Annotated in this window: 18 protein-coding genes and 1 riboswitch; of the genes, 6 read left to right on the forward strand and 12 right to left on the reverse strand. The window is 70.6% G+C overall.

What is annotated here, in order from left to right; genetic code table 11:
• Positions 1–4 precede the first annotated feature (4 nt).
• Genes ACO2Q1_RS15255 through ACO2Q1_RS15265 form a run of 3 tightly spaced genes read right to left on the reverse strand, consistent with a single transcriptional unit; the run spans position 5 to position 2609 of the window.
• Positions 5–778 carry an ABC transporter ATP-binding protein gene (locus tag ACO2Q1_RS15255; RefSeq protein WP_423330340.1) on the reverse strand — a complete coding sequence of 258 codons (774 nt, stop codon included), beginning with the start codon at positions 776–778 and terminating at the stop codon, positions 5–7.
• On the reverse strand, positions 775–1752 hold the full coding sequence (locus ACO2Q1_RS15260) for a FecCD family ABC transporter permease (RefSeq protein ID WP_423330341.1): 978 nt from the start codon (positions 1750–1752) through the stop codon (positions 775–777). The genes ACO2Q1_RS15255 and ACO2Q1_RS15260 overlap by 4 nt, the downstream gene beginning before the upstream one ends.
• Positions 1749–2609 carry an ABC transporter substrate-binding protein gene (locus ACO2Q1_RS15265; protein ID WP_423330342.1) on the reverse strand — a complete coding sequence of 287 codons (861 nt, stop codon included), beginning with the start codon at positions 2607–2609 and terminating at the stop codon, positions 1749–1751. Before ACO2Q1_RS15265 ends, ACO2Q1_RS15260 begins: the two co-directional genes overlap by 4 nt.
• Positions 2610–2693: 84 nt before the next feature.
• Positions 2694–2906: riboswitch (cobalamin riboswitch) on the reverse strand.
• Between the two features lie 107 nt (positions 2907–3013).
• Between ACO2Q1_RS15265 and ACO2Q1_RS15270 the strand changes: the two genes are divergently transcribed.
• A complete protein-coding gene (locus ACO2Q1_RS15270; RefSeq protein WP_423330343.1) occupies positions 3014–3337 on the forward strand; it encodes a YnfA family protein in 324 nt (107 codons plus the stop codon).
• Positions 3338–3474: 137 nt separating this feature from the next.
• Here ACO2Q1_RS15270 and ACO2Q1_RS15275 read toward each other — a convergent pair whose 3' ends face one another.
• Positions 3475–4131, reverse strand: a complete 657-nt coding sequence (locus ACO2Q1_RS15275; RefSeq protein ID WP_423330344.1) for an OmpW/AlkL family protein — start codon at positions 4129–4131, stop codon at positions 3475–3477.
• A 207-nt stretch (positions 4132–4338) separates the two neighbouring features.
• On the opposite strand from ACO2Q1_RS15275, the gene ACO2Q1_RS15280 reads away from it, so the two are divergent.
• On the forward strand, positions 4339–4866 hold the full coding sequence (locus ACO2Q1_RS15280; RefSeq protein ID WP_423330345.1) for a hypothetical protein: 528 nt from the start codon (positions 4339–4341) through the stop codon (positions 4864–4866).
• A 67-nt stretch (positions 4867–4933) separates the two neighbouring features.
• On the opposite strand, the gene cydX is transcribed toward ACO2Q1_RS15280, so the two are convergent.
• From cydX to ACO2Q1_RS15295, 3 genes are read right to left on the reverse strand one after another with little or no spacing between them, the layout of a single operon-like run.
• Complete coding sequence (gene cydX / locus ACO2Q1_RS15285; protein WP_423330346.1) at positions 4934–5071, reverse strand: cytochrome bd-I oxidase subunit CydX; 138 nt, start codon at positions 5069–5071, stop codon at positions 4934–4936.
• A gap of 22 nt (positions 5072–5093) precedes the next feature.
• Positions 5094–6242, reverse strand: coding sequence for a cytochrome d ubiquinol oxidase subunit II (gene cydB / locus ACO2Q1_RS15290; protein WP_423330347.1), 1149 nt, complete (start codon positions 6240–6242; stop codon positions 5094–5096).
• Between the two features lie 30 nt (positions 6243–6272).
• The gene (locus tag ACO2Q1_RS15295; RefSeq protein ID WP_423330380.1) at positions 6273–7865 is read right to left on the reverse strand and encodes a cytochrome ubiquinol oxidase subunit I; all 1593 of its coding nucleotides are present in this window, start codon (positions 7863–7865) and stop codon (positions 6273–6275) included.
• A 129-nt stretch (positions 7866–7994) separates the two neighbouring features.
• Between ACO2Q1_RS15295 and cydD the strand changes: the two genes are divergently transcribed.
• Positions 7995–9671 (forward strand): thiol reductant ABC exporter subunit CydD, encoded by a 1677-nt coding sequence (gene cydD, locus ACO2Q1_RS15300; protein WP_423330348.1) that lies wholly within the window; start codon positions 7995–7997, stop codon positions 9669–9671.
• Positions 9668–11299: an amino acid ABC transporter ATP-binding/permease protein gene (locus ACO2Q1_RS15305; protein ID WP_423330349.1), complete on the forward strand. Its 1632-nt coding sequence runs from the start codon at positions 9668–9670 to the stop codon at positions 11297–11299. Before cydD ends, ACO2Q1_RS15305 begins: the two co-directional genes overlap by 4 nt.
• Here ACO2Q1_RS15305 and ACO2Q1_RS15310 read toward each other — a convergent pair.
• Both ACO2Q1_RS15310 and cobT read right to left on the reverse strand, forming a co-directional pair.
• Entirely contained in the window at positions 11296–12303 is a 1008-nt protein-coding gene (locus ACO2Q1_RS15310) for an esterase-like activity of phytase family protein (protein ID WP_423330350.1), read from the reverse strand. The genes ACO2Q1_RS15305 and ACO2Q1_RS15310 overlap by 4 nt on opposite strands.
• Positions 12300–14201, reverse strand: coding sequence for a cobaltochelatase subunit CobT (gene cobT, locus ACO2Q1_RS15315; RefSeq protein WP_423330351.1), 1902 nt, complete (start codon positions 14199–14201; stop codon positions 12300–12302). The genes ACO2Q1_RS15310 and cobT overlap by 4 nt, the downstream gene beginning before the upstream one ends.
• 101 nt (positions 14202–14302) lie before the next feature.
• On the opposite strand from cobT, the gene ACO2Q1_RS15320 reads away from it, so the two are divergent.
• Together ACO2Q1_RS15320 and ACO2Q1_RS15325 are read left to right on the forward strand one after the other, a co-directional pair.
• A complete protein-coding gene (locus tag ACO2Q1_RS15320; protein WP_423330352.1) occupies positions 14303–15322 on the forward strand; it encodes a UbiA family prenyltransferase in 1020 nt (339 codons plus the stop codon).
• A gap of 8 nt (positions 15323–15330) precedes the next feature.
• Complete coding sequence (locus tag ACO2Q1_RS15325; RefSeq protein ID WP_423330353.1) at positions 15331–16170, forward strand: PdaC/SigV domain-containing protein; 840 nt, start codon at positions 15331–15333, stop codon at positions 16168–16170.
• Between the two features lie 55 nt (positions 16171–16225).
• Here ACO2Q1_RS15325 and ACO2Q1_RS15330 read toward each other — a convergent pair whose 3' ends face one another.
• The 3 genes from ACO2Q1_RS15330 to glmS form a co-directional block, all read right to left on the reverse strand.
• Positions 16226–17416, reverse strand: coding sequence for a winged helix-turn-helix domain-containing protein (locus tag ACO2Q1_RS15330; RefSeq protein WP_423330354.1), 1191 nt, complete (start codon positions 17414–17416; stop codon positions 16226–16228).
• Between the two features lie 141 nt (positions 17417–17557).
• Positions 17558–18454: a UTP--glucose-1-phosphate uridylyltransferase gene (locus tag ACO2Q1_RS15335; RefSeq protein ID WP_423330355.1), complete on the reverse strand. Its 897-nt coding sequence runs from the start codon at positions 18452–18454 to the stop codon at positions 17558–17560.
• Positions 18455–18558: 104 nt separating this feature from the next.
• Positions 18559–20376 (reverse strand): glutamine--fructose-6-phosphate transaminase (isomerizing), encoded by a 1818-nt coding sequence (glmS, locus tag ACO2Q1_RS15340; protein ID WP_423330356.1) that lies wholly within the window; start codon positions 20374–20376, stop codon positions 18559–18561.
• Positions 20377–20489 lie beyond the last annotated feature (113 nt).

The raw sequence follows: 20489 nt of genomic DNA on the forward strand, positions 1-20489 counted from the left end.
TTGGTCAGGACGGCAGCATGTCGATCAGGCGGCCGGCGGGGCTCTCGTATATCCGGGCGTCCACGCCGTAGGCCGCCCGGATGTTCGCCGGCGTCAGGGCGTCTTCCGGCGCCCCATCGGCCAGGATCGCGCCATCGGCCATCAGCACGATCCGATCGGCCAGCCGCGACGCCAGCGTCAGGTCGTGCAGGGTCAGGACGACGCCTCGCCCCTGATCGGCCAGCGACCGGAACAGGCGGGCCGCCTCCATCTGATGCGCGGGGTCGAGGCCGGTCAGCGGCTCGTCGGCCAGCAACCATTCCGGCGATCCCGCCAGGGCGCGGGCGATCAGCACGCGGGCGCGCTCTCCGCCTGACAGCGTCTGCACGATCCGGTCGGCCAGTTCGACGGCCGAGGCGGCGGAGAGGGCCTGATCGACCGCGGCCTGATCCTCGCGCGTCAGGCCCCGCGCGCCGGTGAAGGGCGCCCGGCCGAGGCCGACCAGGGTGCGGGCGGTCACCGGCCAGGCGATCTCGGGCGTCTGGGGCAGGACCGCCAGGCGGCGGGCGCGGTCGCGGTCCGGCAGGATCCGCAGATCGGACTCGCCCATCCGGACCTGGCCCGAGGCCGGAGCGGTCAGTCCGGCCAGGGCGTGCAGCAGGGTGGACTTTCCGGCCCCGTTGGGCCCCAGCACCACGGTGACCCGGCCGGGGGTCAGCGACAGGCTGACGGCGTTCAGGACCCTGCGGCCGCCGAGCCGCAGCGACAGGTCGCGACAGGACAGATCGGCCGGGCTCATGCCATCCGCCTCCGCTCGGCCAGCAGGATCAGCAGGAAGAAGGGCGCCCCGACCGCGGCCATGGCCACGCCGAGACGGATCTCGACCGCCGCCGGGATCAGCCGCACCAGAACATCGCCCGCCAGGGTTATGGCGGCGCCGCCCAGGGCCGAGGGCAGCAGCAGGGCCCCCGGCCTCGCCCCGACCAGAGGGCGCAAGAGATGCGGCGTCACCAGGCCGACGAAGCCGATCACGCCCGTCACCGCCACGGCGCCGCCCGCCGCCAGACCGACGCCGAGCGCCAGCAGGGCCCGGGTGCGGGGCAGGGAGACGCCCAGGGAACGGGCGCCGGTCTCGCCCAGGGTGAGGACGTCCAGCGCCGGTCCCGTCGCCGCCAGCAGCAGGCATCCGGCGACGATGAAGGGCAGGGCCAGTCCCACCTCGTCGAAACTACGGTCGGCCAGCGAACCCATCAGCCAGTTGACGATCTCGGCCACGGCCCACGGATTGGGCGCCAGGCTGAGGGCCAGAGAGACCCCGGCGCCGGCGATGATGTTCAGCACCGTCCCGGCCAGGATGAAGCCCACCAGACCCGAGCCGCCGCCGGACAGCAGCAACAGGATCGCCACCCCGATCAGGGCGCCGGCCATGGCGGCGAAGGGCTGGACCCAGGGGCTGACGACCGTGGCGCCGTAGTACAGGGCGATGACCGCGCCGAGGGCGGCGGTGGACGACACGCCCAGCACGCCAGGATCGGCCAGGGGGTTGCGCGTATAGCCCTGCAGCGCCGCCCCCGACAGACCCAGCGCCGCCCCCACCAGCACGGCCAGGATCGCCCGGGGCAGGCGCAGTTCGAAGACGATGGCCCAGCGAGGATCGAGGTCGGGCGAGGTCCAGGCGCTGAAGGGAACCCACACCGGCCCCGCCGTCAGGCTGAGCGCGAACAGAAGCGCCAGTCCAGTCAGCAGGGCCGCATACAGTCGGGCGGACGTCATGCGCGGCCCTCCACGCTGCGACGCGCGGCGGCCAGGGCGCGAGCGGTCTGCATCAGCACCGGCCCGCCGCAGAACATCAGCTTCTCGGGAAACACCGCCCGGTTCAGGCGCGGCGCCAGCCGGTCCAGGGCCGGATGGCGCATCGTCCGCTCGGCCCAACCGGGCGATCCGGGCCAGGGCTCGCCGGTCAGCAGCAACTCGGGCGGATCGGCGATCAGCCGTTCCAATGACAGGGTTCCCGAGCCTGTCAGCCCATAGCGGCCGGCGACATTGGCCAGCCCCATCCGGCTCATCATTTCGTCCATCAGGGTGCCGGGCCCCGAGACGAAGCCGCCGGGCATGAAGACGAGGGCGGGGATCGTCCGGCGGCCGGGCGTTGGAGCGCTGTCGCGCAGCACGGCATCAATGGATCGGACCAGGGCCTCGCCGCGTGCGGGCTCGCCGACGACGGCGGCGACGCGGCGGACCTGCTCCAGACTGGCGGCCACGGTCGCGGGCACGTCGAACCGTTCGACGCGAATGTCGAGACGGCCCAGGGCGGCGGCGGTCCGCGCCCCGCCCCACTGGTCCCCGAGGACCAGATCCGGCCGCAGGGCCAGAACCTCCTCGGTCGTGCCCCGGGTGAAGGGCAGGGTCCGCGCCGCTTCGGCGATGGTCGAGCCGTGGCGGTCGCGCGAATAGCGGCTCAGGGCGGCGATCCGGCCGGGCGCGACCAGGCGGATCAGGATGACGTCCAGGCAGGGATTCAGGGACACGATCCGGCGAGGCCGGTCGGCGGCGCGAACCGGTGCGGCCGCCAGGGCGATCGCGCCGGTCAGCAGGGCGCGGCGGCGAAGGGACGGGGCGGCTGACGGCATGGCGAACCTTCGGGCGGACCTGGGACGACGAACGGCTGTCGTCGGTCGGGCGGGCCCGCTTCCTCCGACGCACCCCGGCCGGATGAAGGACGACGGCGACGGGCAGGTCTCCTGACTCGCGGGTCGTCGCCGTCGCGCCGCCTTCCCGGGGCGCAGCCCTGACGGACCCGGTTCCCAGTGGCGTCCGGCGCACGGCTCGCCGCCTACAGTTGCGGGGGCAGTCGGGGCTTTGGACCCCGTTCCCTTTTCACCCCGAGGCCTGGACGACGCCGGGGAACCTGTCGCGCCGACAGGGGTAGTCCAGTCACGGGGTCGCGGCAAGGCGAGCTTGCGCCGACCGCCCGCCTTTCGTCGCGAGCGCCGGCGTGACACGGTGGGCCTTCTCCCCGCCGCCCATGGACGCCATGAAAACCGCCCTCGTCTATCCCCTGGCCGCTCTGGCCGAGATCGCCGGCTGTTTCGCCTTCTGGGCCTGGCTGAGAAGCGGCCACTCAGTCTGGTGGATCGTGCCCGGGACGGTCAGCCTGGCGGTCTTCGCCTGGCTGTTGACCCTGGTCCCCAGCGAGGCGGCAGGCCGCGCCTTCGCCGCCTATGGCGGGGTCTATATCTGCGCCAGCCTGATCTGGATGCGTCTGGTGGAGAAGGCCTCGCCCGACCGCTGGGACCTGATCGGCGGGGCGGCCTGTCTGATCGGCGCCGCGATCATCCTGTTCGGCCCGCGAGGGTGATTTTCAGCGAATGCTGCGGGGAGGTGTTCCAGGCCTCGGCGCCGTCCGTAAAGAAGGGCGGGTGATCCCGGGAAAGCCAGGGATCACCCGCGACGGCCGTTCCTGTGGAGGAGGGATGACGGATCGGCCGGACCGGATCAGAACTTGCGCGCGACGCCGATGGAGACGACCCAGGGGTCCAGGTCGACGTCGCTCTTCAGGGCGCCGGCGTTGATGGAAGCGTCGGTGCTGAACCAGACCTTCTTCACATCGACATTGAGGCTCCACGGACCGGTCAGGCCGATGTCCGCTCCCGCCTGCGCGGCGAGACCCACGCCGTCGTCCAGCTCGACGTTGAAGCCGTTCCGGTCATCCCCGCCGTAGAACAGCATGGCGTTGACGCCGGCGCCGACATAGGGGCTGAAGCGGCCCTGTGTCAGGGGGCGGTACTGGACGGTCACCACAGGCGGCAGAACCCAGGTCTCGTGCACCGCCACGTCGGTGGCTCCACCCTGGGCGCGCACCTCATGCCGGGTCGTGCCGAGGATGCCTTCGACCGCCCAGTGGTCAGTGATGAAATAGGTGAAGCCGAGGGTCGGCATGGTGCTGTCGCCGACATCGACATGCAGGCCCGACGCGGCGCCGGCGGCCGTCGTGACGGCTGCGTCGGTGTTCGACGAGACATTGCTGACACGCCCGGAAACGACCCAGTCGCCCGCGCGCGGCGCGGTCCAGTGTGTTGGGGTCTGGGCCAGCGCCGGCGTCGCGAAGGCGGCGGCCAGGACGGCGGAAAGGAGAAGGGTCTTGGATGTCATGGCTTTCTTCTGTCCCGACGCCGGGTCGCCTCATGCGGCCGGATCAGCGTCTTGGTCGGCCAGATGAGCCAGGCCCGCTCCATCGGCCTTGATCCATCTCAAAACCACAAGAAAAATGTGGATTTACGGGTCCGGTTGACCGTCCGGTTCGCTCTGTCAGCGTTCGTCAGTGTCGGTCGACGGGGTTTGGCGTCTCATCCTCACGTCATGAGAACGCTGTCGCTGTCCATCATCGCGGTTCTGATTTTCGGAGGGGTCGCTCAGGCCCAGTCGATGAACGTGCGGGGGATCACCGACGACGTCCTGCGCGACATCTGCGGCCCCTTCTCGCGCGATCGCGACATGTGGGCGGTGTTGGGGGCGGCGGAACGGCTCGGATATTCGGTGATGAGCCACGATCCGGTCAATCTGAGGATCGGCGCGGCGGACGCCCAGCCTCCGCCACGGGGGCTGGTCCTGTTCCGCCGCCATCGCGGCACGGTCCGGCTGAGCATGGAGTATGGCCGCGGCCTGTGCGGCGTCGGCATCGAGGAGGGAACCGTGCGGACGGTGGCCGAGGCCGCCGGACCCCACCTGCGGGCCCTCGGGCTGGAACCGGTTTTTGAGGCGGTCGACGAACGACCCGCCGTGTCGGTCTGGCGTGGTTCGGGCCTCCAGGTCGTGATCGCCGGCAGCCTGCATCACAGACCCGGCGTCGAACTGGTGCTTGAGATCGCCCCTGGCGGCGCCGATTGAGGGCAGGTGCAAAAACGCCCGGAGCGAACCTGGCTCCGGGCGTGATCGGTTTCGAAATCCGGGAGGGTCAGGCCGCGTCGTCGGGGTCGGGCGCCGACAGGCCCTCGTCGCCTTCGTCGAACAGGCGGAACTCGTGCCAAAGGCCGTTCAGCACGCCGAAGCCGACCGCCAGCCCGAGGCCCAGAATCCAGGTGAAATACCACATGGCGAATGTCCTTTAATGAGGGTCAGTAGAGGTCGGGGTTGGTCTTCAGTTCGCCGGTGGAGGCTCGGCCCCACAGCACCCGATAGACCCAGGCGGTGTAGATCAGGATCAGCGGCAGGAAGATGATCGTGCACACCAGCATGATGAACAGGGTCAGGTGGCTGGACGAGGCGTTGAACACCGTCAGGCTGGACTGGGGATCGACCGAACTGGGCAGGATGAAGGGGAACATCGACAGGCCGACCGTCGAGATGATCCCGACCGCCGACATCGAGGATCCGCCGAAGCCCAGAGCCGCCGACCGCTTCCACAGGCCGATCGTGGCCAGGGCCGCGCCGAGGAAGCCCAGGACCGGAGCGACCAGCATCCACGGATAGCGGCCGTAGTTGTCCAGCCAGGCGCCCGGCGAGGCCACGACTTCCGTCCGCAGCGGATTGGAGACGCCGTGCCCGTCGATCGCGCCCACGACGCTGAACCCCAGGCCGCCGAAGGCGACATACAGGCCGCCCAGGGCGAACAGGACCAGGCTGAGAACGCCGGCGATCGTGCCGAACCGGCGGGCGCGATCCACGACCGGACCCAGCTCGCCCTTGACCGAAATCCAGGCCGCGCCGTGCAGCACCAGCATGGCCACCGACAGCAGGCCGCTGAGCAGGGCGAAGGGCGTGAACAGACCCAGCAGATGCCCTTCGTAGAAGGACCTGAGGTCCGTATCCAGGCGGAAGGGCGCGCCGATCAGGACGTTGCCGACGGCCACGCCGAACACCAGGGCCGGAACGAAGCCGCCGATGAACAGGCACCAGTCCCAGAACGACCGCCATTTCGGGTCGGGCCGCTTGGACCGGTACTTGAACGCCACGGGCCGCAGGATCAGGGCGCTCAACACCAGGAACATGGCCAGGTAGAAGCCGGAAAAGCTGACGGCGTAGACGAAAGGCCAGGCGGCGAAGATCGCGCCCCCGCCCAGGATGAACCACACCTGGTTGCCTTCCCAGGTGGCGCCGACGGTGTTGATGACCATGCGGCGCTCGGCGTCGTTGCGTGCGACGAACGGCAGCAAGGCCCCCACGCCCAGGTCGAAGCCGTCGGTCAGGGCGAAGCCGATCAGCAGCACGCCCAGCAGGCCCCACCAGATCAGGCGAAGGGTCGCGAAGTCGAGAGGAAGTTCCATTGAGGATGTCCTTTGCGGATCTGGGGGCGGTCAGGCGACGACGGGGGCCGGGCCGGCCGGCGCGGGCGTGTCGGGTTCGGGATCAGCGGCGTCGGCCGCGAAGGCCTCCTGCTCGGCGAACGGCCCCTTCCTGATCGTGCGCAGGATCAGGCCGACCTCGACCACCGCCAGGGCGCCGTACAGGACGGTGAAGCCGATGATCGTCGCCCACAGCTGCGGCACGGTCAGGGACGAGGCGCCCAGGAAGGTCGGCAGGACGCCGTCCACGGCCCAGGGCTGCCGGCCCATCTCGGCCACGATCCAGCCGACCTCGGCCGCGATCCAGGGCAAGGGCAGAGCCAGCACGGCGAGGCGCAGGAACCACTTCGTTTCATGCTTCCTGAGGGTGCAGAGAACGAAGGCCGTGGCGAACAGGGCGATCATGGCGAAGCCGATCCCGGCCATGACGCGGAAGGTCCAGAACATCAGCGGCACGTTCGGCACCGTGTCCCAGGCGGCCTTGCGGACCTGCTCCGGCGTGGCCGTGCGCGGGTCGGCGACATAACGTTTCAGCATCAGGCCGTAGCCCAGGTCGTTGCGGTGGGTCTCGAAGTTGGCGCGGGCGACCACGTCGTCGGGGTCGGCCTTGACCCTCTCCAGGGCGTCATAGGCCAGCATGCCGGATTCGATCCGCGTCTCGGCCACGGCGACCAGGGGCAGGATGCCCTCGACCTGGCCGTTCAGGCTGCGGGTGGCGATCAGGCCCATCACCCAGGGCAGCTTGATCTCGCCGTGGGTCTTCTGCGCCTCCATGTCCGGCCAGCCGACCACGGTCAGGGGCGCGGGGGCGGGCTCGGTGTGCCACATGGCCTCGATGGCCGCGAGCTTCATCTTCTGGTTGTCGGTCAGGGCGTAGCCGCTCTCGTCGCCCAGAACGACGACCGACAGGGACGAGGCCAGGCCGAACGCCGCCGCCACCGTCATCGACCGCTTGGCGAAGGCCTTGTGCCGCCCCTTGAGCAGGTAGAAGGCCGAGACGCCCAGCACGAAGACCGAGGCGATGACATAGCCGGCCGAGACGGTGTGCACGAACTTGGCCTGGGCCACCGGGTTGAACAGGACGGCCATGAAATCCACGACCTCCATCCGCATGGTGTCGGGATTGAACTGGGCGCCGACCGGGTTCTGCATCCAGCCGTTGGCGATCAGGATCCACAGGGCGGACAGATTGGTGCCGAGCGCCACCATGAAGGTGACGAACAGGTGGGCGTGCGGCTTCAGCTTGTTCCAGCCGAAGAACATCAGACCCACGAACGTCGCCTCCAGGAAGAAGGCCATCAGGCCCTCGATCGCCAGGGGCGCCCCGAAGATGTCGCCGACATAGTGGCTGTAGTAGCTCCAGTTCATGCCGAACTGGAATTCCATGGTGATGCCGGTCGCCACGCCGATGGCGAAATTGATGCCGAACAGCGTGCCCCAGAACTTGGTGATGGTTCGCCAAATCGGACGCCGGGTCATCACATAGATCGACTCCATGATGACCAGCATGAAGCTGAGCCCGAGCGTCAGCGGCACGAAGAGGAAGTGATACAGCGCCGTCAGGGCGAACTGCAGTCTTGAGAGGTCGACGACCGCCAGGTCGATCATGGCATGGCTCCGAAACGGCCGGACCGGCGGGCCCGACGACGATGACTCGGGACTAGACCCCCATCTGAACCCGTGCCTTGATCTGGATCAATGCGCGCCCGCGCTCACGCGCGCAGGGGAGGGCGTATGACCGTCCAGGACCTGTCCTCGCCCGGGAACGTCCCGTCCGCCGGCCCTTCGGCCCCCGCGTCGGCATTCGACGCCCGCGCCTGGTTGAGGGCCGCCGGCCGCGCGGCCCAGGGCCGGTTGCGGCTCGCGGCCGTCCTGACGATCGCCGACCTGATCCCCGTGGCCGGGTTCGCGGCGGGCCTGGCCATGGCGATCGACAGCCTGACCCGCGCCGGGTCCGACCCGGCCGAAACGACGCGCGCGCTGGCCTGGGCGGGACTGGCCGTGACCTGTCTCATCCTGCGCGGCGTCCTGGCGCGGGCGGCAGCCGCGATCGGGATCGAGGCGGCCCGTCACACGAAGGCGGGCGTGCGTCGCGCCGTGTTGGAGGACCTGTTCGCCGGCCGCCGCTCGACGCGGGATGGCGTCGTCGCCGCCGCCGAGGGAGTCGAGGCCGTCGACGGCCACTACGCCCGGTTCGCCACGGCGCGGACGGTGGCGGTCGTGGCGCCCCTGGCCGCGATCGCCGTGATCGCCCTGGCCAGTCCGGTTGTGGCCGCGATCCTGGCCTTCACCCTGCTGACCTTCGCGGCGGCCATGGCCTTGGCGGGGATGGCCGCCGCCGAGGAGAGCCGGCGCCAGTTCTCGGCGCTGGAGCGGCTGTCGGGCCTGTTTCTGGACCGGGTCCGCAACCTGCCGGCGGTGCTCGCCTTCCAGGCCGAGGATCGCGTCGCCGCCGAGACGGCGCAGGCGTCGGGCGACCTGGCGGCGCGGACCGGGCGGGTGCTGAGGATCGCCTTCGCCTCCTCCGCCATTCTGGAGTTCTTCTCGGCCCTGTCGGTGGCCCTGGTCGCCGTCTACTGCGGGTTCAACCTGTTGCGCCTGCTGCCGTTTCCCGTGCCGGAGCAGTTGGACCTGGCGCGGGCCTTCTTCGTCCTGGCCCTGGCGCCGGAGGTCTATGCGCCCATGCGCCGGCTGGCGGCGGCCTATCACGACCGTCAGGCGGCCGAGGCGGCGGCGCCGACCCTCCGGCGTCGCGGTCCCAGGTCGACGACAGCCACAGCCGGACGCCCGCTGCTGACCGACGCGCCGGGCATCCGCTTCCGTCAGGTGACGGTCGCCTATGACGGCGCCGCGCCGGTGCTGGACCGGTTCGATCTGGAGATTCGGCCCGGCCAGATCGTGGCGATCACCGGGGCCAGCGGCGCGGGCAAGACCACCTTGCTGAACCTGCTGCTGGGGCTGGTCCCGGTGTCCGAGGGATGGGTCGAGGTCGACGGCGCGCCGTCACCCACGGACGGCGGTCTGGCCGGACTGGCGGCCTGGGCGGGACAGGCGCCGGTGATCGTTCCGGGCACGGTCGGCGACAACATCCGCCTCGCCTGGCGCGAGGCCACGATGCGACAGGTCCTGCGGGCGGCCTCGGCGGCCGGGCTGACCGGCGATCTGGACCGGAGGCTCGATGAGCGCGGCGGCGGCCTGTCGGGCGGCGAACGGCGGCGGCTGGGTCTGGCCCGCGCCCTGCTGAAGCCCGCGTCGGTGCTTCTGCTCGACGAACCCACGGCCAATCTGGATCCGGCCGCCGAGACGGCGATGCTGGAGGTGATCCGCAAGGCGGCGGTCGGGCGCACGACCCTGATCGCCACCCATTCGACGGCGGTGATGGCCCTGGCTGATCGCGTGGTGCGACTGTGAGCGCGCGGCCCCCCTCATCGGTCGCGGCCATGGTCGCGGCCCAGCGTCGCGTTCAGGCCGGCCGGCTGGCGCTGGCGGCGTTCGCCGGGGCGGTGGTCTCGGCGGCGGCCGTAGGTCTGCTGGGTCTGTCGGGCTGGTTCATCACCGGCGCGGCCCTGGCCGGAGCGGCGGGATCGGCGGCGGCCCACGCCTTCAACTATATGATGCCCAGCGCCGTCATCCGCCTTCTGTCGATCGTGCGGACGGGCGCCCGCTACGTCGAGCGGACGGCGGGTCATGAGGCGGCGCTGCTGGCGCTGGCGGCCCTGCGGCCCCAGCTGTTCGCCGCCTTCGCGCGCGGGGCGCCGGACCGGACCCTGGGTCTCGCGGCCGGGGAGGCGTCGTCCCGCCTGGTGGAGGACGTCGACGCCATCCAGACCCTGTTCGTGCGCCTGTCCAGCCCCTGGGCGATGGGCGCCGGCGCGGCGACGGCGGCCGGACTGGCGCTCCTGGCGGGACTTCCGGCCATGGTGGTGGTGCTGGCCGGCATGGCGTCGTCGGGCCTCGGCGCCGTGTGGGTGGGGCGGCGCGTCGCCCCGGCCGCCCGACAGGCGCAGGTGGCGACCGGCGCCTTCAAGGCCCGGCTGGCGGCCCTGTCGGCCGCGACGTCCGAACTTCGCGCCTATGATCTCGCCGCCTGGGCGGTTGAGGAGACGTCGACGGCCGCGACGGACATGGATGCGGCGCGGGCCGAGGCGGCGCGGCGCGGAACCGTCGCCCTGGTCTGGCAGGCGGCGTGCGCGGGTCTGACCCTCGGCGCGACGGTCTTCGCGGCGCGCGAGGCCGCCCCCGCCCTGGTCGCCCTGGCGGCCCTCGCGGCGGTCACCGGGGTTGAGGCGGCGGCCGGTCTGGCCAACGCCCTGCGCGACAACGGCGCCGCCCAGGGGGCGACCGCACGCCTCGACGATCTGGCGTCTCCGGCGCACAGCCGTCCCGATCCGCCCGTTCCGTCAGGCGCAGGATTGCAGACGGCCCTGCTCGGCCGCGCCGTCGTCCCCCCCGACCGGATCGCGCTCGCCGGGCCGTCCGGCTGCGGCAAGACCAGCCTGATCGAACGTCTGCTGGGCCTCCGGTCTCCGGTCGAGGGCGAATGGCGGGTCGGCGGCGTCGATGCGGCCCAGGCCTCGCCCGCCGCCGTGCGCGCCCTGTTCGCCTATGCGGCGCAGGAGGTGCGGCTGCTCGACGCCACGGTGCGCGAGAACCTGCGTCTGGCCGCGCCGCACGCCACCGACGACCAGATGTGGGCCGCTCTGGACGACGCCGGTCTGGCCTGTCGCCTGCGGATGTCGCCGGCGGGACTGAACGCCCCCGTCGGGCCGGACGGCGCGCGGCTGTCGGGCGGCGAGCGCCGTCGCCTGTCCCTGGCCCGCGCCTATCTCAGGGACGCTCCCTGGCTGGTGCTGGACGAGCCGACCGAGGGCCTGGACGCCGCGACCGAGGTCCGTGTGCTGGACCGCCTGGAACGTCGCCTGACCGAGCGCGGCCAGGGCCTCATCCTGATCAGCCACCGCGCAACGCCCCTGACGCTGTGTCGGGTCGTGATCCGCCTGGGCGAACGGGAGCCGACGCGGCAGGCGGCGCTCAGCTAGGAACCCGAGGGGCTCAGATCGAACGCCAGCAACAGGGTGCGCTGGGCCGGGTTGTTGTTGTCGTCCGACAGGATGTAGAGGCGGGTGCGTCCCTCGCGAGCCTCGGCGGCGACACCCTCGAAGTTGTCGGTCGTCCCCGGCAGTTTCAGCTCGATCAGCACGGGGCCCAGGCTGCCGTCCGCCGCCATCCGTCGCACGCGGGCGCGGGCGTCGATCGGCGGCGAGTATGACCTCTGGATCACGAACCAGCCGTCGCCCGCCGGATCGCGGTCCATTCCGGTGATGCGGTAGTGCCGGTCGGTCAGTGGCGGATCCGGCGGCGCCTGGACCTGACGGCAGCGAACGGGCGTGCAATCCCAGACTCCGCCGTTCTCGCCCGTCGCCCGCCAGCCGCGTCCGTCGTGGGAAGTGGCCAGCCCCTCCATGCCATCATTCTCGGGGAAGACGGCGTCGGGCATGCGGACGGCGACCGGCCGCGCGTTCAGCGCAGGCAGCCGCCCATAGTCCCAGATCCGGTGAATGCGCTCGAAACTGACCAGCAGGCGGCCGTCGTCCAGAAGGGCCAGCCCCTCGGCGTCGCCATCGGCCTTGTCCTGGATCGGCTGGCCGTCGGCCAGGGTCAGGCGGCGGAACGACAGCCCGGTCAGCCCCGTCAGCCGCCCGGCGGCATCCAGCGTCAGCCGCCCGCGCGCCAGGTCCCCCGCGTCCGAGACGGTGACGAAGCCGCCGTCCCCGGTCAGTTTGAAATCCGACAGGCTGCGCAGGGGCGAGGCCGGATCGACGATCAACTCCACGCCCCCGGCGAAGGTCACGCCGTCCGCCAGCGCCGCTCCGCCCGGCAGGCCCAGTCCGACCGGCCGCGTCGAGGACGGCGCCGGAATCCAGCCGTCGACGGCGGGTTGATAGGGGATCGGCCCGCTCGGCCCCCCGGCGCAGGCCGTGACCGCCGACAGCAGGCCGATGGCGACAAGGCGTCGCCAGGACACGAGGCGGGGTGAGATCATGCGGCGCGTCTCCGGCCTGCTAACGGGGCGGCGCGACCCTTGGTCCGGGCCTTTTCGGCCTTCGGATCGAACAGCTCGGCCAGTTTCTCGGTCATGGCCCCGGCCAGCTGTTCGACGTCCACCAGGGTCACGGCGCGGCGATACCAGCGGGTCACGTCGTGGCCGATGCCGATGGCCAGCAGTTCGACCGTCGACTGGGTCTCGATCCGCTCGATCACCTGACGCAGGTGCTTGTCCAGATACAGGGCGGCGTTGGCGCTCTGGGTCGAATCGTCGACCGGCGACCCGTCCGAAATCACCATCAGGATGCGCCGCGCCTCGGGCCGGGCCATCAGCCGGTCGTGCGCCCAGGTCAGGGCCTCGCCGTCGATATTCTCCTTCAGCAGCCCCTCGCGCATCATCAGGCCGAGGTTCTTCTTGGCCCGGCGCCAGGGCGCGTCGGCGGCCTTGTAGATGATGTGGCGCAGGTCGTTCAGGCGCCCCGGATTGGCCGGCTTGCCGGCGGTGATCCAGGCCTCGCGCGACTGTCCGCCCTTCCAGGCGCGGGTGGTGAAGCCCAGGATCTCGACCTTGACCCCGCACCGCTCCAGTGTCCGCGCCAGGATGTCCGCACAGACCGCCGCCACCATGATCGGCCGCCCGCGCATGGAGCCGGAGTTGTCGAGCAGCAGGGTCACCACCGTGTCGCGGAACGGGCTGTCGCTCTCCATCTTGAACGACAGGGGGCTGGTCGGATCGGTGATGACGCGGGTCAGGCGGGCGGTGTCCAGAACGCCTTCCTCCAGGTCGAAGGCCCAGGACCGGTTCTGCTGCGCCATCAGCCGCCGCTGCAGCTTGTTGGCCAGGCGCGCCACCACCGACGACAGGGCCGCCAGTTGCTGGTCCAGCAGGGACCGCAGCCGGTCCAGCTCCATCGGGTCGCACAGCTCGGCGGCGTCGATCACCTCGTCGAAGGCGGTGGTGAAGACGCGATAGGTCTCGATGTTGCGGCCGTCGTCCTGGGTCTGCTGCCGGTTGGGCAGGTCGCCTTCGGACAGTTCGGGGCCGTCGTCGCCCATCTCGCCGTCCTGGGGCGCGGGGGCGCCGTCCGGGCGCGCGTCGCGGTCGTCGCTGTCCTCGGTTTTGGAGTCGTCGCCCTCCATCGACTGGCCGCCGTCGCCGCCGGGCTCCTCGTCCTCGTCCTGATCGTCCTCGGGCTGGTCCTGGGTCTCGGGCGAGGAATCGTCCTGACCGTCCTCGTCGGACGTATCGTCCGCCGTGCCGTCGCCGGGATCGAGGTCCAGCGCCTTCAGCACCTCCTTCAGGGCGGCGGCGAAGGCGGACTGGTCGTCGGCGGCCTGGGCCAGCCGATCCAGCGGCAGGCGCGCCTTGCCCTCGATGTCGTCGCGCACCAGGTCCAGCATGGCGCCGGCGCCGTCGGGCGCGCGCCGCCCCGTCAGCCGTTCGCGCAGCAGCAGGGCCACGGCCTCGGACACCGGCACCCGCTCGGCCTCGGCCCGCAGGGCGCCCATCCGTTCCAGCCGGGTCAGCAGGGCCGCGTCCATATTGGCGCGCACGCCGGCCAGGGACCGCGCTCCGACCGCCTCAACCCGCGCCTGTTCCGCGGCGTCATAGACCTCGGCGGCGTCCGGAGACGGCGGGCGCAACCGCGCGCCCACGGCCGCATCATGATGGGCCAGCCGCAGGGCCAGCCGGTCGGCCTGGCCGCGCAGGGAGGCGCTCTCGGGACCGGACGGATCGCGCGGCGGATGCGGCAGGGTCAGGACGCCGTTCGACAGGCGCGGCCCGTCAGATCCGAAGGTCACCTCCAGCTCGGCCTGTTCGGCGAGCGCCCGCGCCGCGTGCGACAGGGCGCGCTTGAAGACTTCGGCGGGGCTGTCGGAGGAGGCGGCGGCCATGCTCCCCCTCTTAACGAACGGCGGCGGCGAGGAAAGGGCCGCGACCTCGGAAAACGTCAAACCGGCTCCCGTCGCCGCGCCGCACCGGCTATAGGTCCGCCATGTCCAATGCTCCGCTTCCCGACGCCGCGCGCCTGAACTGGGTCGACGCCCGGGCGCCGGAGGCGTTGAAGCCCTGGCTGAAGCTGGGCCGGTTCGACCGGCCCATCGGCATATGGCTGCTGCTCCTGCCCGGCTGGCAGGGGATCGCCCTGGCCCTGGCCGCCTATCGGACCACGCCGGGACTTTATCACCTGTGGCTGTTCGTCGCCTTTGCGATCGGGGCCTGTCTGATGCGGGCGGCGGGCTGCGCCTTCAACGACATCGTCGATCGCGACATTGACGCGAAGGTGTCGCGCACGGCGGGACGGCCCATCGCCTCGGGGCGGATTTCGGTGAAACAGGCCTGGGCCTTCATCGTCGCCTGTTCGCTGGTCAGCCTCGCGATACTGCTGACGCTGAATCTGACAGCGGTGCTGCTGGGCGTCGCGTCCCTGGCGCTCGTCGCGGCCTATCCCTTCATGAAGCGGATCACCTGGTGGCCCCAGGCCTGGCTGGGCATGACCTTCAACTGGGGCGCGCTGATGGGATTCGCGGCGGCTTTCAGTGATGCCGAACGCGTCCGCTTCATGACGGAGATGCTTGCACGAGTCGGCGTGTCGCCGGGAACGGAAGTCTATTTTGTCAGCTCCCCGATCCATAACGCTCTACCTGCGATTTTCCTCTGGCTCGGCGGCGTGTTCTGGACCCTGGGTTACGACACCATCTACGCGCTTCAGGATATCGAGGACGACGCCATGGTCGGGGTGAAGTCCTCGGCGCGCAGGCTGGGCGCGGGGGTCGGACGCGGCGTGGCGGTCTTCTACGGACTGGCGATCCTGTTCGCGGGTCTGGCGGCGCTGAATGCGGGTCTCGGTCCGGTGTTCTGGCTCGGCCTGATCGCCTACGCCGCCCATCTTTTCATGCAGGTTCGGCGGCTTCGCCTTGATGACGCGGCGCTTGCGCTCAAGCTGTTCAAGTCGAACCGCGAGGCGGGCCTGATCCTTCTCGCCGCCATCGCGTTGGGCTCCCTGTCGCTATGAGGATGCAGATGTCTCTCTCCCGCTCGTTCAAAGCCGCCATCCTGCTGGGCGCCGCCGTGTCCGTCCTGGCCGCCTGCAACCGGGGTGAGGAAGAGACCGCCGCACCGCCGGCCATTCCCGCCGGCCCCAGCGCCGCGCCCGCCTCGACCGCGCCCCTGGCTTATGAGTCCGAGAACGCCTTCGCCAACGTCAAACTGACCCTGCCCGAGGCGGTGAAGGGCCAGCCGGACCTGCACAAGGCGCTGTACGACGCCTCGGTCAAGGATCTGCAGACCTTTGTCGAGGGCGCCCAGGCCGACCGCACCGAGGCCGGCGGGGACGGCGGCCTGCCGCCTTATGAGAAGCAGGTGACCTTCGACACTCCCGTCGACACCGGCAAACTGTTCGGCCTGACCACGTCGGCCTATGAATTCACCGGCGGCGCCCACGGCAACACCGCCTATTCGACCGTGCTGTGGGACAAGGCGCTGAAGCGGCGCATCGACCTGAACGCCCTGCTGCGTCCGGGCGCCGACCGTGCGGCTCTGGACCGGATGCTGTGCGCGGCCCTGAACGTCGAGAAGAAGGTCCGCGACCCCCAGGCGGCGGTCCTGACCCTGGGCGAGCCCAAGCCCGGCTCCTACTGGTCCTGTCCCGGACTGGCCGAAACAGCCGTGGGCCTCGCGCCCTCGACCACGCCCGGCAAGGCGGGCGGCCTGACCTTCCTGATCGGCCCCTATGTCGCGGGCCCCTATGCCGAGGGCGCCTATCGCATCGACCTGCCCCAGGCCCAGATCCGCGCCCTGCTCAACCCCGCCTACGCCGACGAATTCGCCGGCGCCCCGCCCAAGCGACCGGCGACCACCTAAAGCGCCGTCGGCGGGTCGCAGGCGATCCGGATGCGGCAGGATCGGTCGAGGTCCATCACAGTTCCCCCGTCAGCGCCTCGGCCAGATCTCCCGGCCCGGCCACCTCGACACGCTCAAGCCCCAGCCAGGTCGCCATGCGGGTCAGTTCGGCGGCGAGGCGGGCAGGGGTGGCGTGTGTGGTGTCGGGCTCTCGCCACGCTGACTGGACCAGCAGGACGCCGGACTTGCGGTCGGATTTCAGATCGACGCGCGCGGTGATGGCCTCGTCCTCGAGGAAGGGCAGCACATAGTAGCCGTGGACGCGCTTCTCGGCCGGGACGTAGATCTCCAGCCGCACGCGCACCCCGAACAACCTTTCGGTGCGGTCGCGGGTCCAGATCAGGTTGTCGAACGGCGACAGCAGGGCCTGGCCCTCGACACGACGCGGGCGGCGGGCGTCAGGCGTGAGGAAGGCGGGCCGGTCCCAGCCGGCCACGGCCACGGGCGTCAGCTCGCCAGCCTCGACCAGTTCGGCGATCCGCGCGCGGCTGGCCTCCAGCGGCAGCCGGAAATAGTCGCGCAGGTCGGCGGCGGTCGCCACGCCCAGGGCGCGGGCGGCGATGCGGATCAACTCCCGCTGGGCGTCCGCGGGCTCGGGCGTCGGCAGATGGACGATCCGGTCGGGCAGGGCCCGTTCGGTCAGGTCATAGACACGCTCGAATCCACGCCGGGTCCTGGTGGTGATGAAGCCGGACCAGAACAGCCATTCCAGCGCCCGCTTGCCGTCAGACCATTGCCACCAGCCGGGAGCGCCGCGCGGACCCGTTGCAAAGTCGCCGCCGGTGACCGGTCCGCGTCGCTCGATTTCGCGCAGCACCTCTTCGATGTAGTCCCGACGTTCGCTGCCGAAGCGGGCGAGGCCGGTCCACATGGCGCCGTCGCGGGCCAGGGCCATGCGCCAGCGGAACAGGGGCTGCGTCTCGAGCGGCAGAAGCGACGCCTCATGCCCCCAGTACTCGAACAGGCCGGGACGAGACCCCCAGGCCAGGCCCTCCAGGGCGCCGCGCGGATAGGCGCCCAGGCGTGAGAATCCCGGCAGATAATGGGTGCGCGAGACGACGTTGACGCTGTCGATCTGGATCACGCCAAGGCGGCGAGCCTGATCCAGCAGATGGCGGCGTTCGGGTGTTGCCGGACGCGCCTTGCCGAACCCCTGGGCGGCCAGGGCGATGCGGCGGGCGGCGCGGGCGCCGATCCGTTCGGTCATCCGGGTCCACCGTGCGTCCCGGCGAAGGCCGGGACCCAGATGGAAAATGCCAGCAGAAATGCGATCGGCAAGAGGCTGAACCCGTCAGTTCGGTGTCCGTGATCTGGGTCCCGGCCTTCGCCGGGATGCACGGCGGAGGGATCAGAGCAGCTTCTCCACTGCGGCGCGGGCGGCGGCGCCCAGGTCGGGACGTTTCAGGGCCAGGGCGACGTTGGCGCGCAGCAGGCCGATCTTGTCGCCGCAGTCGTGGGTCACGCCGGCGTATTCGACCGCCGTGAAGCTCTGGTCTGTCATCAGCCGGGCCATGGCGTCGGTCAGCTGGATCTCGCCGCCGGCGCCCGCCGTCTGGTCGGTGAGCAGGTCGAAAATCTCGGGCTGCAGGATGTAGCGGCCGGAGATGGCCAGGTTGGACGGGGCCGTGCCCTGCGGCGGCTTTTCGACCATGCCTTTCATGCCGATGCGTCGGCCCTGACGTTCGCCGCCGTCTGAGGGATCAGCGGGGTCGACGACGCCGTATTTGTGGGTCTCGCTGTCGGGGACCGCCTCGACGCCGATGATGTTGCCGCCGACCTCGTTGTAGACGTCGATCAGCTGCTTCAGGGCGCCCGGCTGGCTGTCGACGATGACGTCGGGCAGCAGGACGGCGAAGGGCTCCGGGCCGACGATGTCGCGGGCGCACCAGACGGCATGGCCCAGACCCTTCGGCTGCATCTGGCGGGTGAAGCTCATCTCGCCGGGACGGGCCAGTTCGGCGTTCATCGTCGCCAGGATGTCGGTCTTGCCCTTGGCGGCCAGCTGGGCCTCCAGTTCGATCTGATGATCGAAATAGTCCTCGATGGCCTGCTTCGAACGGCCGGTGACGAAGACGATGTGCTCGATCCCGGCCTCACGCGCCTCCTCGGCGATGTAGGACAGGATGGGCCGGTCCACGACGTTCAGCAGTTCCTTGGGCGTGGTCTTGGTCCCCGGCAGCACGCGCGTGCCCAGTCCGGCGACAGGAAGCACGGCCTTGCGGACGCGGCCGATGGTGGTCGTCATGATGTTCAGCCCTGAAATATCCCCGGCCGCAGCCTAGGGCGCCGATGGTCGGGGAGCAAACGCGGACCGTCCTCAGGGTGATCCCGAGGACAGTCCCGCCGATGTCATTCGACCGTGACGGACTTGGCCAGGTTGCGCGGCTGATCGACGTCGGCGCCCTTCACCACGGCGACATGATAGGCCAGCAGCTGGATCGGCGCCGACATCACCAGGGTGGAGATCAGCGGATCGGACGCGGGCGCCGTCACCACGACCCTGGCGCCTTCGGGCGCGTGCTTCGCGCCCTCGGGGTCGGTGATGAAGACCACCTGGCCGCCGCGGGCCATGACCTCGCTCATGTTCGAGGCCGATTTCTCGAACCAGGAATCATAGGGCGCCAGGATGATGATGGGCGTGGCTTCATCGACCAGGGCGATCGGTCCGTGTTTCAGCTCCCCGGCGGCGTATCCCTCGGCATGGATATAGCTGATCTCCTTGAGCTTCAGCGCGCCTTCCAGCGCCAGGGCGGACATGGGGCCACGGCCGAGGTAGAGCACGTCCTTGGCCTTGGCGACGTCGGCGGCGATGTCCTTGAGCGCATCCTCCAGCCCGATGGCCTCGGCGATCAGGCGGGGGGCCTCCAGCAGGACGCGGACCAGACGCTTCTCCTCGGCCTCGTCGATGCGGCCGCGCGCCCGGGCGGCGGCCACGGCCAGGGCGATCATGACCGAGACCTGGGCGGTGAAGGCCTTGGTCGAGGCGACGCCGATTTCCGGCCCGCAGTGGATCGGCCAGACGACATCGGCCTCGCGGGCGATGGTGGATTCCGTGGCGTTGACCACGGCGGCGGTCTTCATTCCGGCCTCGGCGCAGTGACGGAAGGCGGCCAGGGTGTCCGCCGTCTCGCCCGACTGGCTCATGGCGATGGCCAGGGCGTTGGGGCGCAGGGCCGGCTGGCGATAGCGGAACTCCGAGGCGATCTCGACGTCCACCGGCAGGTCGGCCAGTTGCTCGATCAGATAGCGGCCGATCATCCCGGCGATCCAGGAGGTGCCGCAGGCGACGATCTGGATGCGGTCGATGGCGGCGAAGTCGACGCCGTCGATGGCCGTGCGGCCGCTCAGGGTGTCCACATAGGCCGCGATGGTGCGCTGGCACCCTTCGGGCTGATCGTGGATCTCCTTCTCCATGAAATGGCGATAGTTGCCCTTCTCCATCAGAACGGCCGAGGCGGGCACGGTCTTGATCGGGCGATCGACCTCCGTGCCGGCGACGTCGAAGACGCGGGCGCCGCCGTGGGTCGCCACGACGAAGTCGCCGTCCTCCAGATAGGTGACCCGATTGGTGAACGGTCCCAGCGCCAGTCCGTCCGAGCCGATGAACATCTCGCCGTCGCCGTGGCCCACGGCCAGGGGCGGGCCGTGGCGGGCGGCCAGGATCACATCCTGTTCGCCTGTCACCAGCACGCACAGGGCGTAAGCCCCCGACAGGCGGTCGATCGTCGCCTTGAAGGCGTCCAGCGGCGACAGCCCCGTCGCCAGTTCCGAGTCCAAAAGGTGGGCCACCACCTCGGTGTCGGTGTCGGAGGAGAAGACGCGGCCGGCGGCCTGGAGTTCGGCCTTCAGCTCGGCGAAGTTCTCGATGATGCCGTTGTGGACGACGGCGACGCGGCCGGCGATGTGCGGGTGGGCGTTGCGTTCGGTCGGGGCGCCGTGGGTGGCCCAGCGCGTATGGCCGATGCCGGTGGTGGCGACGAGGGGATCGGCGTCGAGAACCTTCTCCAGTTCCTTCAGCTTGCCCGGCGCGCGGCGGCGCTGCAGCACGCCGTCGACCTGGGCGGCGACGCCGGCGGAATCATAGCCGCGATACTCCAGTCTCTTGAGGCTCTCGACCAGGCGCTCCGCGACAGGTTTCGTCCCGACGATGCCGATGATGCCGCACATGGGGGGACTCCTGAAGCGGGGATGAGGAGGCGGGCGTCCGGGGTGACGCCTTCGCCCCCATGTTCTAGTTAGGCCGTTCTAGGCAAGGCCTACTCCGGCGACACCTAAAAAGC

This window comes from Brevundimonas sp. VNH65 (assembly GCF_049445955.1).
GTDB lineage: Bacteria > Pseudomonadota > Alphaproteobacteria > Caulobacterales > Caulobacteraceae > Brevundimonas.

Bases quoted from the DNA above. Each gene is read 5' to 3' on its own strand.
- ACO2Q1_RS15255 (WP_423330340.1), bottom strand. From the start codon at position 778: ATGAGCCCGGCCGATCTGTCCTGTCGCGACCTGTCGCTGCGGCTCGGC.
- ACO2Q1_RS15260 (WP_423330341.1), bottom strand. From the start codon at position 1,752: ATGACGTCCGCCCGACTGTATGCGGCCCTGCTGACTGGACTGGCGCTT.
- ACO2Q1_RS15265 (WP_423330342.1), bottom strand. From the start codon at position 2,609: ATGCCGTCAGCCGCCCCGTCCCTTCGCCGCCGCGCCCTGCTGACCGGC.
- ACO2Q1_RS15270 (WP_423330343.1), top strand. From the start codon at position 3,014: ATGAAAACCGCCCTCGTCTATCCCCTGGCCGCTCTGGCCGAGATCGCC.
- ACO2Q1_RS15275 (WP_423330344.1), bottom strand. From the start codon at position 4,131: ATGACATCCAAGACCCTTCTCCTTTCCGCCGTCCTGGCCGCCGCCTTC.
- ACO2Q1_RS15280 (WP_423330345.1), top strand. From the start codon at position 4,339: ATGAGAACGCTGTCGCTGTCCATCATCGCGGTTCTGATTTTCGGAGGG.
- cydX (WP_423330346.1), bottom strand. From the start codon at position 5,071: ATGTGGTATTTCACCTGGATTCTGGGCCTCGGGCTGGCGGTCGGCTTC.
- cydB (WP_423330347.1), bottom strand. From the start codon at position 6,242: ATGGAACTTCCTCTCGACTTCGCGACCCTTCGCCTGATCTGGTGGGGC.
- cydD (WP_423330348.1), top strand. From the start codon at position 7,995: ATGACCGTCCAGGACCTGTCCTCGCCCGGGAACGTCCCGTCCGCCGGC.
- ACO2Q1_RS15310 (WP_423330350.1), bottom strand. From the start codon at position 12,303: ATGATCTCACCCCGCCTCGTGTCCTGGCGACGCCTTGTCGCCATCGGC.
- cobT (WP_423330351.1), bottom strand. From the start codon at position 14,201: ATGGCCGCCGCCTCCTCCGACAGCCCCGCCGAAGTCTTCAAGCGCGCC.
- ACO2Q1_RS15320 (WP_423330352.1), top strand. From the start codon at position 14,303: ATGTCCAATGCTCCGCTTCCCGACGCCGCGCGCCTGAACTGGGTCGAC.
- ACO2Q1_RS15325 (WP_423330353.1), top strand. From the start codon at position 15,331: ATGTCTCTCTCCCGCTCGTTCAAAGCCGCCATCCTGCTGGGCGCCGCC.
- ACO2Q1_RS15330 (WP_423330354.1), bottom strand. From the start codon at position 17,416: ATGACCGAACGGATCGGCGCCCGCGCCGCCCGCCGCATCGCCCTGGCC.
- ACO2Q1_RS15335 (WP_423330355.1), bottom strand. From the start codon at position 18,454: ATGACGACCACCATCGGCCGCGTCCGCAAGGCCGTGCTTCCTGTCGCC.
- glmS (WP_423330356.1), bottom strand. From the start codon at position 20,376: ATGTGCGGCATCATCGGCATCGTCGGGACGAAACCTGTCGCGGAGCGC.